Annotated in this window: 8 protein-coding genes and 1 tRNA gene; 4 read left to right on the forward strand and 5 right to left on the reverse strand. The window is 72.2% G+C overall.

The genetic code is table 11. The features are described 5' to 3' along the window. Window positions 1–13: 13 nt before the first annotated feature. On the forward strand, window positions 14–1837 hold the full coding sequence (locus ACFVJQ_RS18340; protein WP_385785012.1) for an HEXXH motif domain-containing protein: 1824 nt from the start codon (window positions 14–16) through the stop codon (window positions 1835–1837). Between the two features lie 63 nt (window positions 1838–1900). Here ACFVJQ_RS18340 and fxsT read toward each other — a convergent pair whose 3' ends face one another. The 3 genes from fxsT to ACFVJQ_RS18355 all read right to left on the reverse strand — a co-directional run bounded on the left by fxsT (window position 1901) and on the right by ACFVJQ_RS18355 (window position 7823). After that, window positions 1901–5737, reverse strand: a complete 3837-nt coding sequence (fxsT, locus tag ACFVJQ_RS18345; protein WP_385511157.1) for an FxSxx-COOH system tetratricopeptide repeat protein — start codon at window positions 5735–5737, stop codon at window positions 1901–1903. A 410-nt stretch (window positions 5738–6147) separates the two neighbouring features. Next, entirely contained in the window at window positions 6148–7623 is a 1476-nt protein-coding gene (locus ACFVJQ_RS18350) for a hypothetical protein (RefSeq protein ID WP_385511159.1), read from the reverse strand. 126 nt (window positions 7624–7749) lie between these two features. Continuing rightward, window positions 7750–7823, reverse strand: a tRNA-Thr gene (locus ACFVJQ_RS18355). Between the two features lie 217 nt (window positions 7824–8040). Here ACFVJQ_RS18355 and ACFVJQ_RS18360 point away from each other — a divergent pair. The 3 genes from ACFVJQ_RS18360 (at window position 8041) to ACFVJQ_RS18370 (ending at window position 10882) form a co-directional block, all read left to right on the forward strand. Continuing rightward, window positions 8041–9177, forward strand: a complete 1137-nt coding sequence (locus ACFVJQ_RS18360; protein ID WP_385511160.1) for an ABC transporter ATP-binding protein — start codon at window positions 8041–8043, stop codon at window positions 9175–9177. A gap of 216 nt (window positions 9178–9393) precedes the next feature. Continuing rightward, a complete protein-coding gene (locus tag ACFVJQ_RS18365) occupies window positions 9394–9849 on the forward strand; it encodes a hypothetical protein (protein WP_385511161.1) in 456 nt (151 codons plus the stop codon). A gap of 301 nt (window positions 9850–10150) precedes the next feature. Next, window positions 10151–10882, forward strand: coding sequence for an NDP-sugar synthase (locus tag ACFVJQ_RS18370; protein WP_385511163.1), 732 nt, complete (start codon window positions 10151–10153; stop codon window positions 10880–10882). A gap of 78 nt (window positions 10883–10960) precedes the next feature. Here ACFVJQ_RS18370 and ACFVJQ_RS18375 read toward each other — a convergent pair whose 3' ends face one another. Together ACFVJQ_RS18375 and rlmB are read right to left on the reverse strand one after the other, a co-directional pair. Further along, a complete protein-coding gene (locus ACFVJQ_RS18375) occupies window positions 10961–12709 on the reverse strand; it encodes a DoxX family protein (protein WP_385785018.1) in 1749 nt (582 codons plus the stop codon). A gap of 118 nt (window positions 12710–12827) precedes the next feature. Continuing rightward, window positions 12828–13766 (reverse strand): 23S rRNA (guanosine(2251)-2'-O)-methyltransferase RlmB, encoded by a 939-nt coding sequence (rlmB, locus tag ACFVJQ_RS18380; protein WP_385511166.1) that lies wholly within the window; start codon window positions 13764–13766, stop codon window positions 12828–12830. Window positions 13767–13793 lie beyond the last annotated feature (27 nt).

Raw genomic sequence — 13793 nt, forward strand, 5'->3', positions numbered from 1 at the left:
GACGGGGCCGCCCATGCGCGCTGAGCCGTCTCTGCCGCATCATCGTGTCCCGCCCGGCAGCCTCGCCGAACTGACCCGCGGCGAGGGCGGACCGGCGACCGTGGACCTGCTGACCGCGGCCGAACGCAGCCGCCGGCTGCTGCTCTTACGGATGCTCGACGACGCCACGGACCTGGGTCCGGCGTGGGATCTGCTCAGCGCCGCTCAACGCCGCGCCCCCGCCGTCGTCGACGAGCTGCTCATGTATCCGCAGACCGGGATGTGGCTGGCCACCGCACTGCGCCGGCTGCGCGCGAGCACCGCGGAGAAGGACGAGCCGCCGCTGCCGGTGGTACTCGGCCATGTCCGCGCACTGGCCGCCGCGGCTGGGCTACGCGCGGAGCTCGACTTCACCGTCGAGGTACCCGTCCGGCACGGCCGGGTTCCCCTCCCCACCCTGGGCTGCGCGGAGCTGCCCTCGGCCGAGCCGTGGACGACGGCCACCGTGCGGGCCGAAGCCGGACGTGCCGTGGTCGAGACGCCGGGGCACACGGTCGCCGTACCGCTGCCGCCCGGCTCGGTGGGGCGGGGGTGGCATCCGGTGCGCCGGCTCGCGGTCGGCCCGGCCGAACTGCGGCTGGAAATCGTGCTGGACGACGTGGATCCGTACCGGACGTATCCGCAGCCGACCGAGCCGCGCCCGCTGCCCGAGGAGGCCGCGGCGCAGTGGCGGCAGATGCTGGAGCAGGCCTGGGGGGTGCTGCTGCGGGACCAGCCCGAGACGGCCGCCGCGATGCGGCGGGGCGTGTTCTCCCTGAGTCCCACCCCGGCAAGGGAAAGCTTTCGGCCACGCAGCGTGTCGTCGAGGGATGCGTTCGGCGGTATCGAGGCCTCGGAACCGGACGACGCCGTCCAGCTGGCCGTCACGCTCGTGCACGAGTTCCAGCACACCAAGCTGGGCGGGCTGCTGCATCTGACACCGCTCGTGACCCAGGGCGCCGACAGCGGTACGGAACTGTGGTACGCGCCCTGGCGGGACGACCCCCGCCCGCTCGAAGGGCTCCTTCAGGGCATCTACGCATTCGTGGGCATCACCCGTTTCTGGCGTGCCCACCGCCGGGCCGCCGGTGCGCGGACCGCCACGGCGCACTTCGAGTTCGCGCTGTGGCGAGCCCACGTGAACACGGCGGTGGAACAGATCCACCGTCATCCACGCCTCACCCCGCTCGGTACCACCCTGCTGGACACGCTCCGCGACCGCTGCACGGAGTGGCTCGCCGAGCCCGTACCGGAGGACCACCTGGCGTCGGCCCGGCTCTGCGTCACCGACCACGTGGCGCGCTGGCGGGCGCACCATCTGCGGCCCGCCCCGGCAGCCGTGGACGAGGCCGTACGGGCCTGGCTGGCCGGCGAGAGCGGACCGCCCGGCGCCCTGGCGGCCGAGCCCGAGGTGGTGCCCGATCCCTCCGCACGGTGGCTGGACTGTCTGGCGATGCTCATCCGCCACCGCCTCACCGGCGCGGACGACGACCGCTACTCCGAGGAGCCCGAAAAGGCCGCCGCACGGGTCACCGGAGCACTGGCCGGCGACGCCCTGCTGGCCGCCGGCGACGCCGCCGCGGCCCGTCAGGCATACGTGGCCCATCTGGCCGTGGAACCCGGACGGGCCGGCATCTGGGCGGGCCTCGGCCGGGCGCTCGCCGCGTCGGACACGCACCCGATCGCGGCCCACCTGCTGAGCCACCACCCCGAACGGGCCCGCGCGGTGCACGAGGCCCTGCTCCGCGTCACCGGCACCGCACCGGACCCCGTCCACCTGGCCACGTGGCTCGGCTCGCCCCCGTCCGAAGCGCACTGACCGGACACGGCGGTGCCGCCCTTCCCCGGGAAGAGCGGCACCTCGGGCCGTACGCCCGTCACCTCACAGCGGCATCGGGTCGATGTCGCAGTTGGCCCGCTCCCGGGCCCGTGCCTGGAGCGTCGCCGGGTGAGGACCGGAGTCGGTGGAGCGCATCCGGGGTTCGTCCAGGACGCGCTCCATGCGGGCCAGGACATCCGCGTGCAGCGCCTCGCCCTCCGCCTCCCGGCCGACGGCGATGAGGTCCAGGGCGAGGTTGGCGCCGCCCACCAGCGTGGTGGGGTGGTCCTCGCCCAGGCGCTCCAGGCACAACGCCCTTGTCCTCTCGCCGAGTTCACGGGCCTCGTCCGCCCGCCCCAGCGCGCTCAGATCGCTCGCCAGGTTGATGGCACAGGCCAACGCGATCGGATGGCTCTCACCCAGGCGTTCGGTCAGCAACCGGAGCGCCTCCTCGTCGCGCTGCCTGGCCTCCTCGACCCGGCCCAGCAGACGGTAGGTCACCGCCAGGTCGATGTCGGCCGCCAGGACGTGCGGATGATCGCTGCTGAACAGCCGGCCGAACCGCTCGCACGCCCGCTCGCCGCGGTCGCGGGCCGCCTCCAGCTCGCCGTTGTGCCGCAACGCCACCGCCAGGGCGAGCGCGGCCGTCAGGGACTCCGGGTGGGTGTCGCCGTAGCGGCGGGTGAACTGGTTGAACGCGTCGCGCGCCAGTTCCAGCGCGGTGGCGTGGTCGCCCTCCTTGCGGCAGGACTCGCTCAGTTGCCGGAGAGCCTGGATGGTCGTGGGGTTGCCCGGCCCGAAGATGCTCCGATAGCCGTCGACGACCGCCTGCTGCAGGGACCGTGCGCCGATGTAGTCACCGGTCTCACGGACGTCGATGGCGATGCTCGCCTCGGTCAGCAGCGACTGCTGGTGTTCACGGCCGAACAGCCGCGTTTTCATCGTGTGCGTGTGCCGGTCCAGTTCCAGCGCGCGCTGGAACTCGCCGACGAGCCGGAGGCTCACCCCGAGGTTGTGGGCGGTGGCCAGCGTGGCGGGATCGTCCTCGCCGAAGGCACGGCGGGCCCGGTCGTAGGCCGTCTCGTCCAGTTCGGCGCCGGCGGCGAAGTCTCCCTCGACCCGGCGTACCGCCGCCTCCAGGTTCATCGTCTCCAGCGCGTCCTCCCGGGTGTCCTCGCGGTCCGGGGGCGCCGTGCGGGCGTAGACGTCCTTGAGCCGGGCGGCGATCCGGGCCGCGTCGTCGTACCGGCCCACCTTCAGGTAGAGGAAGCCGAGCCACCACCCCATCAGGAGGGTCTGCTGGTCCTCCTCGCCGAACAGTCGCTGCCAGGTCTCCCAGGCCTGCTCGGTGAACTCGCGGGCGACCTTGTGGTCCCCCCAGTACCAGAGGTATCGGGCGATGTTCCGCACGAGCTGGCGGACCCACGGCTGGTCGGACTCGACCGCGCCGGAGGCGATGACATGGCCGTAGAGCTCGGCGTAGCGCGGCCAGTTGGAGGCCTGGTTGGGTGCCTTCGGGTCGGCGGCGGCCAGGAGTGTGTGAGCGCCGTTCCGCATGCGTTTCTGTTCCTCGGCGGTCATCCGGTTGATGAGCACCGCCTGCACCAGGCGGTGCATCTCGATCGAGTTGGTCCGATGGTCTATGCGGGCGAGGGAGTACCGGTTGATCTCCCTTATGGCCCGCGCGAGCCGCATCGGATCGTTCAGCGCTCGGTCGAGTTCCGGGTCGATGGTGCTGCCGCCGAGGCCGGAGAAGATGGAGCGTGAGATGGGGTCCGGCGCGAAGTAGGAGCAGAGCTGGAGCAGGCGCAGAGCGGTGAGGCTGCGGGTCTCGAGATGGTCGAGGGAGACGTTCCACGCGGCGGCGACCGGGAGCTGGTAGTCCGGCGGCGGGGACACCTCGAGGAGCTCGCTGCGCTTGTGCTCGAACAGCCGCAGGTACTCCGACACCGGCATCCCGGTCTCCGCCCGCCAGGCCGCGGCCTGTTCCAGGGCGAGCGGGAGGTCACCCAGGGCGTCGGCGAGGCGGTCCGCCTCGGCGTCGTCGAGGTCGTCGGGGCCGGAGCGGCGCAGCAGCTCCTTGCTCTCCTCGCGGGTGAACACGTCGACCTCCAGCGACGGTCCCACCACGCTCCAGCGGCGGTTGCGGGAGGTGACGAGGATGGTGCCGCTGCCCCCGGTGGGGAAGTAGTCGCGGACCCGCTCGGGACTGTCGGCGTTGTCGAAGATCAGCAGCCAGCGGGAGTACGGCCGCCCCTCGCGCAGCGCCTCGCGCACCGCGGGTCCGGCGATGTTGGCCTCGGACGTGGTGACGAGGCCGAGCCGCTGGGCGAGTTCCACCAGGGCCTGGCCGATCTGGCCGGGGCGCTCCGCGGGGATCCACCAGACGATGTCGTACTCGGACTGGTGCCGGTAGGCGTACTCGATGGCCAGCTGGGTCTTGCCGACACCGCCCATGCCGTGGATGGCCTCCGGCAGCACGGTCGTCGTCGTGCCCTCCCCCAGACGCTCGCTCAGCCGTTCGAGCAGATCCACGCGACCGGTGAAGTTCGGGTTGCGTGGGGGGATGTTGCCCCAGATGCGCGGCTGCGTCGAACGCCCGCTCTCCACCGCGGGCTCCTGCTGCGTGGTGGACATGGCCGTGGCTCCTTCTGCAGTTGTCTCGTGCGCGCGAGGGGCTGTGTGCCCGGGGCGTGGGCCCGCGCCTTTGCGCAGGCTAACGGTGTTCTTGCGGTCGTAATCGCGCAGCGCGCGGGCGAGTCGCTCGGCTTGTGGCAGGAAGCGTCCGGACAGAGCACGCAGCGCGGCCAGTTCGACCCGCAGGAACGCCACGTTGTGCCGGGTCACCGGCGGGACACGGGCCGCCTCGAGCGGATCGCCGGCCGGCTCGGTGCTCTGCGGGGCGAGCAGCGCCCGTACGTCGTGCAGCACCCGGACGGTGTCACGACGGCGGGACAGCGCCAATAACTCCTGGCGGTTGTCCGCACCGAAGGTGAAGGCCACGCCGGCCGCGCGCTCGGCGTCGCCGCTCGCCGGCCGCACCAGTCCGCTCATCAGCAGCTCGGTGAGGTGGGCGGGCCCGGCGCCCGGCACCGACGCGGTGAGCGCCGTCATCACCGGCAGCGTCAGCGGGGCCGCCGCCAGCCGGGTGGCGAGCGCGAAGGCGGTGGGCGAGGCGGCGGCGCGGAACTCCGAGACGCGCTCCCGGGCGGGGACGGCGCTGTCGGGGTCGGGGACGTCGTGGATCCAGGGCACCGCCCGCGCGGCGTCCGCCCGCCGCTTCCAGTCACGGGCCCGGACGCCGGACATCTCCGTCCACCCGGACGCACGCCCGGCCACCAGGCCGACCCAGCAGGACAGGGAACGCTCGGTCGGTTCCAGGACGGGGACCGGCACCACACCGGCCCGGGCGGCCGCGTCGTCGACGGGTTCGAGGGGGGAGGTGCGCAGCTCCCACCGCAGGGAGTCGTTCGGCGCCCAGGGGTGTGCGGCGCTCAGGCGCATACGGTGCACGTCCAGGCCGGTGCGGAACCACAGCCGCTGCGGCAGCAGATGCAGCACGGCGAGCGGCTCGGACCGGCCGAGTTCCCGCAGCAGCGGCAGCACCGCGCCCGCCCGCCAGCCCGCGGCGAGGCCGTCGGTCAGCACCAGCACCACCCGGTACCGGGTGTCGTTGGGGGGCAGGTGATCCAGCCGGATCCTGGTCGGCTCGGTGTCGTCCGAACTCAGGAGCCGCACGGTGGTGATCGGGCCCAGCCGCTCCTGACGGGCCAGCCCGTCGGCCAGCCGGGCGATCGTCGCCGCCCAGACGCTCATGCTCACGTGGTCGTCGACGACGAGCAGGACGGCCGTGCGGTCGGCCGGGTCCGACGGCTCCAGTCCGCTCAGGGCATGCAGCACGCCCTCGAATGACGTGTCGTCAGAAGCCGGTAGGAATACGGGTCGTGGGCCGTCGTCACGCTGCATAAGCGCCCTCGGAGGGTCCAGTGCTGCCCGAGCACGGGGGGAGGGCGGAGGAGGAGTCCCGCAGTCCGCGGGCATGCGTGACATCCACGTTGCCAAGCCTGGCAGTGGTCTGCTTGCGGTGCAAGACGGGAGTCCACCGGGGGGATGACGGGAGGGATCACAAGTCGACTGTCGGGAACGCGCCCCCGGTGGTGTGGAGTACGCAGGACGTCCGCTGGGGCCGTCTCGACCACCAGCGTGACACCCCGTCAACCCCCCGCGCAAGACCGTCGCAATCCGTTCCCCCATCGGTAATCGCCCCACGATCGGCCCGGCCTGTTCCTCGGTCCGCAGACTCATGGCCCCTACCCCGGCCCGGGCGGCCCCGGCTTGCGGTCGGGGTCGTCGAGCAGAATGGCCAGGTGGCGGCCCACGTGCTGGTCCCAGCCGTCGGGGCCGAGCGCCAGGGCCTCTTTGCGCCACTTTCCGATGCGTTCCGCGAGACTTCCGAGCCCCCGGTCCTGCAGTATTTCGCCGATGGCGTCCTGGAACGACGGATCCGAGCAGTCGCTGCGATGCCAGACCATCGCGGGTACGCCGGCCCGCAACCCGGCCAGGACCTCCCGCCGGCCGGTGCCCGAGTCGTCGCCGGGCGGCTCGCTGAGCACCAGGCAGACCGCGTACCGGTCCTCCTTCAGCTCACGCTCCAGATGGAAGAAGTACGCCTCGTCCTGCTCCGGACGGCTCCAGTGCGGATGACTGTCCGCCGGGCGCTCCCGAAGCTGGCGCCACTTGTTGTGCCAGGGCCGGTGCCACGCGGCCCGCTGCAAGCGCTCGAGGCTGCGCACCACCACCGGGTAGTCCAGCGCCAGCGGGGTGGGCGAGTCGGACTCGGACTCCTTCGGCCACCACTCGACGGGCTCGTTCAGCAGCTCCCACGGCAGGATGAACTCCAGGAGGACGGGCTGCCGCAGGTCGGCCCATCTCTCCTCGACCTCCTCGATCAGCCCCTCCACCGCGCCGGGCAGCTCCTCCCGGCGCAGATGGACGGTCTCGCCGCGCACGGGGTGCCAGCCCTCGGGGTCGGACTGGCGCCAGTGCGACAGGTAGAAGCGGTCCGCCTCGACCCGGTCCGGCTCGAACTGGATCATCAGATACGCGGGGACGAGCGAGGGCGCGGCCTGCGGGAACTCCGAGTGCTGCCACTCCGCCAGTGCACCGTCCAGCCGCAGGGCGTGGGCCTGGCTGCGGGTGAAGCGGCGCAGCACCTCGGCGGCGTCGGCCCGGCTCTCCGCCACCAGCCGGTCGGCACACAGCGCGAGGAAGGCCATGCTGGGCGGGAGTTCACCGTTCGGGGAGTTCTCCCCCGCCAGCCGCAGGAAGACCTGCCACCCGGTCCGGCACCAGGAGGGCAGTTCCTGCACCCGGGACCGGCTCGCGCGGCGCGCCATGGTCGCCAGGTCCGGGGAGTTCATCGACAACAGGACGGGCCGTAACGGACGCAGATCGGCGTTGTTGAAGAAGTCGACGGCCTCCCACTCGTCCACCAGCGGCCACAGAGTGGCGACCGTCGCCGACTGCTGCTCCACGTACTCCAGCGAGCGCACCAGACAGGCCAGCCCGTCGCCGACCTCGGTGCACGCCTTGACGATCTGCAGCAGCCAGGGCCGCAGCCGGTCCCCGCCGAACGGCTCCACGGGCGAGGCCAGCTCGGCCGCGAGCATCTCCCGCCAGATCTCACGGCTGCTCGCCTGGTTCACCGTGGCCGAGCCCTGCAGCGCGTCCACGATGGAGACGACCAGCTCGTTGCGGACCCGTTCCGGACTGCGCCCGTTCTTCACCCCGTTACCTCCAGACAGCCGGCGCGGTTCCCTGATGGTGCCGACCAGAGTACGGCCGTGGAGCGGGGCAGTGCAGGGGAAAGCGCGGGTCACCGGCACGGTCGGCCCGGGACCCGCACTGTTCGGAGCCCCCTGTCGGATTCGAACCGACGACCTTCGCTTTACAAGAGCGGCGCTCTGACCAGCTGAGCTAAGGAGGCCTGCACGCGCGCGTGACGTACGTGCCTGTGCAGTGTACCCAGGTCCCGGCCGGACCCTGTCGAAAATTTCCGCGAAGTTCACAGCGCCCGGGCTACTGACAGAACAGGTGAACGGCAGGTACCGTCCTGAGCCAGTTCACTCCCGTGGACTACACCACCACCTTCCTACAACGGATCGTCCGGCACGTTCCTGCCGGTAGAAGGGGGCCCATTCACCATGGCCACTGTCTCGTTCGACAAGGCGACCCGGATCTACCCGGGTTCCACCAAGCCCGCCGTCGACGCACTCGACATCGAGATCGAGGACGGGGAGTTCCTCGTCCTGGTCGGTCCGTCCGGTTGCGGCAAGTCCACCTCCCTGCGGATGCTCGCGGGCCTGGAGGACGTCAACTCCGGCGCCATCCGCATCGGTGAGCGCGACGTCACGCACCTGCCGCCCAAGGACCGGGACATCGCCATGGTGTTCCAGAACTACGCCCTCTACCCGCACATGACGGTGGCCGACAACATGGGCTTCGCGCTCAAGATCGCCGGCGTCAACAAGACGGAGATCCGGCAGAAGGTCGAGGAGGCCGCGAAGATCCTCGACCTCACCGAGTACCTGGACCGCAAGCCGAAGGCGCTCTCCGGTGGTCAGCGCCAGCGTGTCGCCATGGGCCGCGCCATCGTGCGTGAGCCGCAGGTGTTCCTCATGGACGAGCCGCTGTCCAACCTGGACGCCAAGCTCCGCGTCTCCACCCGTACGCAGATCGCCTCGCTGCAGCGCCGCCTCGGCATCACCACCGTCTACGTCACCCACGACCAGGTCGAGGCCATGACGATGGGCGACCGGGTGGCCGTGCTGAAGGACGGTCTGCTCCAGCAGGTCGACTCGCCGCGCAACATGTACGACCGTCCGGCCAACCTCTTCGTGGCCGGCTTCATCGGCTCCCCGGCGATGAACCTCGTCGAGGTCCCGATCACCGACGGCGGCGTGAAGTTCGGCAACAGCGTGGTGCCGGTCAGCCGCGAGGCGCTGAAGGCCGCCTCCGACAAGGGTGACCGCACCGTCACCGTCGGTGTCCGCCCCGAGCACTTCGACGTGGTCGAGCACAACGGCGGCGCTGCCTCCGCCCTGTCCAAGGACACCGAGGACGCCCCGGCCGGTCTCGCCGTCTCCGTGAACGTCGTCGAGGAGCTCGGCGCCGACGGCTACGTCTACGGCAGCGCCAAGGTCGGCGACGACCTGAAGGACCTGGTCGTCCGCGTCAGCGGCCGCGCGGTCCCGGAGAAGGGCGCCACGCTGCACGTCGTGCCGCGGCCGGGCGAGACCCACGTCTTCTCGACCTCGACGGGCGAGCGGCTCTCCGACTGACGAGCACCAAGCACCCATCCCGGGTAATTCACCCAGGTTGACGAAAAGGGCCCCGCTGCCTGCAGCGGGGCCCTCTTTCTTGTCGACAAATACCCCGGCACACCGGCTCATTTCGAGCAGCGTGCGTCAACCCCGCACCAAAAAAAGGCCCCACTTCATCCCCCGAACCGGTGACCAAATGTCGCCATATCATTACCGGGCGCTACCCTCACTCGCGTGAAGCACTCCACCACCCAACCCACGCGACGCGGCCAGGGCCCCGCCCGCCGGATCGGCCGCACCCTCGCCCTCGTTCTGCCCGTCGTCCTGGTGCTCTCCGGGACCCTCGCGGTCACGCGGGTCAACTGGTCGGGGAACCCCGAGAGCTCGGTGCTCACCGCCTCGGACGTCTCGGCCTCCGGCGCCACGTCGCGCACCGCCACCCGCGCCCCGCACGAGGTGCTGCGCGACCAGCTCCTGACCGAGCTGCAGGAGCAGAACCCCGGCGTCGCGCTCACCCACCTCCAGCAGGCCGTCGACGAGCGCCCCTCGCTCGCCGGGCACTGCGCGTCCATCGCCCGCGCCCTGGGCCGCGCCGCGGTCCGCATCTACGGCCCGACCCGAGCCCAGTCGTACGCCCGCCCCGTCTGCGACACCGCCTTCGCCTCAGGCGTCCTGTCCTCCAACGTCTGAGCGCTCCGCAGAGGGCGCTGTCCGACCGCAGCCGACTGCGCCCGACCTGCTTCAGCCACCCTTCACCGCAAAGACGGGAAAGCCGCCTGACCACGGAAGCGGGTCGGGGCGGTGTGGCGCAGTCCGCCGCTCAGCCGGTCCCCACGTCGGCCCCCTGTGGCAACAGGCAGAGGGGCGCAACCCGCGGCGGACTCGCCACACCGCACCGACCCCGACCCACCCACCGGCACCAGGCACAAGCCCCACCCACCGGCACAAGCCCCCGCCCAACCGCCGGAGGCACCCGCGTACAGTGCCGGGCATGACTGATCCGAACGTCCTGTCGCGGCCCGTCCAGGCGGTCATCCTGGCCGGCGGTCAGGGCTCCCGGCTGCGCCCCTACACCGACGACCGGCCCAAGCCGATGGTCGAGATCCCCGGCACAGGGACGCCGATCATCGGCCACCAGCTGGCCTGGCTCGCCGAGGAGGGCGTGACCGACGTGGTGGTCAGCTGCGGCCACCTCGCCGAGGTCCTGCAGGAGTGGCTGGCGTCCGCCGATCTACCGGTGACGGTCACGACCGTCGTCGAGACGGAGCCGCTCGGCCGCGGTGGCGGCCTGAAGTACGCCGCCGCTCGTCTCCCGCACCCCGACCGGCCCTGGTACGCCACCAACGGCGACGTCTGGACCCGCTTCTCGCTGCGCGACATGGCCGACTTCCACACCGAGCGCGACGCCGTGGCGACCCTCGCTCTGGCCCGCCCACGCCTCCCCTGGGGCGCGGTGCAGACGGACGGCTTCGGGCACATCACGGACTTCATCGAGGCCCCGCCGACGACGTACGAGATCAACGCGGGCGTCTACGTCTTCTCTCCCCAGTTCGCCGCGATGCTCCCCGAGCGCGGCGACCACGAACGCACCACGTTCCCCCGTCTGGCCCGGGAACACCGCCTGGCCGGCTTCCCGATCCCGCAGGGCGCCTACTGGCGTGCCATCGACACCGCGAAGGACCTCACGGAGGCCGCGAAGGAGCTGGCCGCACTGGGCCGTTGAGGAGAGGCTGCGAGCACGTACGACGGGGTCCCGCACGGCACACCGTGCGGGACCCCGTCGTCGTACGACCGCCGTGACCTAGCCCAGCAGACCGCCCACCAGTCCGGGCTCCCCGGAGGACGAGGACCCTCCGCCGGAGGAGCCGCCGGTACCGGTGCCGCCCGGGGCGCCCGTGCCGCCGGTCGAGGCTCCGGCGGTCGGGCCGGCGCTGGTGCTCGGGGCCTGGTCGGCCGGGGCGGGCTGCTGCGGCGGGGCCCCTCCCCCGGTGCCCTGGGTCTGGCTGGGCGATCCGCCGGTGGCGGTGCCGCTGTCGCCGGTGGCGCCGGGCGTGGTCGCGGCGCCTGCCGTGGGGGCGGCCGAGGTGGCGCCCGGGGTGGTCGCGGTGCCGGCCGTGGCCGACGGGGTGGTGCTCTCCCTGCGCTCACCGGGCTTCGACGGCAGCGGGGAGCCGGGCAGTTCGTTGCGCGGGGCCTCGCCGGGGCCGGGGACGACGACCCGGTCGGCGTCGCGGACGGCACCGCCGAGCAGCGAGCCGGTGAGCAGGGTCAGCCCGGTGACGACAGCGGTGACGAGGACGCCGCGGCGCAGGACGTAACGGCGCAGCTCCCAGATGTCGGAGCGGGGTCCGAGCCGGCGCCAGGCGAGTGCGGCCAGCCGGCCGTCGACGGAGTAGACGGGCGCGCCTGCGATGATCAGCGGCGACCAGGCGGCGAGGTAGATGATGTCGGGGGCGTCGTAGGCGGGGACGCTCTTCCAGCTGACGGTGACGAGGAGCGCGGCGGACAGCAGCGCACCGCCGACCGCCGCGACCCGCTGCCAGCACCCCAGGACCGTGAGAACGCCCACGATGACCTGGGCGAAGGCGATCAGCAGCCCGGAGCCGACGGGATGCTGAAGGGCGAACTGACGCAGCGGCTCGGCGACTTCCCAGGGATGCAGGGTGTTGAGCCACCTGACCATGGACCCGCGCTCGCCGCCGTCGAAGAAGACGGGGTCGCAGAGCTTGCCCATGCCGGCGTAGATCGAGATGCAGCCGAGGAAGACCCGCAGCGGGAGGAGGACGACGCCGAGGTTCATCCGGCGGCCGGGGTAGTACGCGTGCCGTGCGGGGTCGTCGCCCTGGCGGCGGGTGCGCGTCCCGGTGGTGTCCTCACCGGCGGCGGTGTCGTCGTAGCCGTCGTAACCGCCGTACTCGTCACGCCCGTCGTAGCCGTCGTAACCGTCGAACTGCTCGCCCCCGTGGGCCGGTTCGTCGTAGGCGCTGCCGACGGTGCGTGCGTGCGGCAGCAGACGCGTCCCGCCGGTACCGGGGGTGCGCTGGGCGCCGATGACGGGGGTCTCGACGGTCTGGTCCAGCTCGTCGTAGTCGGCGTATCCGCTGTAGTGACCACCGCCGTATCCGGCATCGACGTCGATACGCGGGATGACCTGGGTGGCTCCGGCGTCGACGGCGGACTCCTCCGGATGGCGGACGCCCGCACCGCGCACGGCCTGGAGCAGGCGGTGGGCGCCGGTGTCGTCCGGGGCGGACCTGCCGCTCCAGACGACGGGACGGCGACGGGCGGCGCCGGCCGTCCGGTCCGCTCTGCCCACCGTGCCGACGACGGGTGTGCGGGCGGTGTCCGCGGCGGCGCTCAAGTGCCGTGCGACGCGCGGGGATTGGACGCGCCCCGAGGATGCGCCCAACTGCACGCGGAAGCTCGCATGGTTGACGATGATCTGCGCCGGATCGCTCGGCACCTTCACCATGCTCAGCGCGGGAGCGTCGTCGAATCCCGACGAGCGGTCCCCCGTGGGTGTGCGGGGTGTTCTGGTGTCCACACTCATCTAACCGAGTGACGTGTGATTAGGACACTGCCTTGACTCGCCGGAAGTGTCCGGACCGCGTCAAGCTTGTCCGGACCGCCCGGAACACCCCGCGTGGGTGACTACGAAGAACAGTTGTTCACGACCGTCGGCGGGCCGCCTCGTACAGCACGATCCCCGCCGCCACACCGGCATTGAGCGACTCGGCCCCGCCCGGCATCGGAATCCGCACCCGGAAGTCGCAGGTCTCCCCGACGAGCCGGGACAGGCCCTTGCCCTCGCTGCCGACGACGATGGCGACGGGGCCGCCGAGGGCGTCCAGCTCACCGAGTTCGACGTCCCCGTCGGCGGCGAGTCCGACCACGACGATGCCGGCCTTCTTGTACGCCTCCAACGCGCGCGTGAGGTTGGTGGCGCGCGCGACCGGCGTACGGGCGGCCGTACCGGCGGACGTCTTCCAGGCGCCGGCGGTCATGCCGGCCGCGCGCCGCTCGGGCACGACCACGCCGTGCCCGCCGAACGCGGCGACGGACCGCACGACCGCGCCGAGGTTGCGCGGGTCGGTCACCCCGTCGAGGGCGACGATCAGCGGGTCCTCGCCCTCGTCCGCGGCGGCGTCGGCGAGGTCCTCGGGGTGGGCGTACTCGTACGGCGGGACCTGGAGCACCAGGCCCTGGTGGTTGAGCCCGTTGGTCATGCGGTCGAGCTCGGGGCGCGGCGCCTCCATGAGGTTGATGCCGCCGCGCTCGGCGGCGAGCTGGAGCGCCTCACGGACCCGCTCGTCACTGTCGATGAACTGCTGGACGTACAGAGTGCTGGCGGGCACGCCCCCGCGCAGCGCCTCGACGACCGGGTTGCGGCCGACGACCAGCTCGGACGCCGCCTTGCCGCCGCGGCGCTGCGGCGTACGGCCCTGCGCGCGACGGGCCTTCGCAGCGGCGGCCCGCTGCTTGGCGTGGCCCTTGCGCATCTCGGCGGGGGGCGTCGGCCCCTTGCCCTCGAGGGACCGGCGCCGCTTGCCGCCGCTGCCGACCTGCGCGCCCTTCTTGCCGGACATGCGGCGGTTGTTCGCGGCCATGACCTACCTGTCTGTGTGATGCGGTGG

Source organism: Streptomyces sp. NPDC127197 (assembly GCF_042672405.1).
In the GTDB taxonomy this organism is placed as follows: domain Bacteria; phylum Actinomycetota; class Actinomycetes; order Streptomycetales; family Streptomycetaceae; genus Streptomyces; species Streptomyces flavusporus.

What these genes read in the sequence shown, in the direction of transcription:
- ACFVJQ_RS18360 (WP_385511160.1), top strand. Translation starts at nt 8,041, where the DNA reads ATGGCCACTGTCTCGTTCGACAAGGCGACCCGGATCTACCCGGGTTCC.
- rlmB (WP_385511166.1), bottom strand. Translation starts at nt 13,766, where the DNA reads ATGGCCGCGAACAACCGCCGCATGTCCGGCAAGAAGGGCGCGCAGGTC.
- ACFVJQ_RS18370 (WP_385511163.1), top strand. Translation starts at nt 10,151, where the DNA reads ATGACTGATCCGAACGTCCTGTCGCGGCCCGTCCAGGCGGTCATCCTG.
- ACFVJQ_RS18340 (WP_385785012.1), top strand. Translation starts at nt 14, where the DNA reads ATGCGCGCTGAGCCGTCTCTGCCGCATCATCGTGTCCCGCCCGGCAGC.
- ACFVJQ_RS18375 (WP_385785018.1), bottom strand. Translation starts at nt 12,709, where the DNA reads ATGAGTGTGGACACCAGAACACCCCGCACACCCACGGGGGACCGCTCG.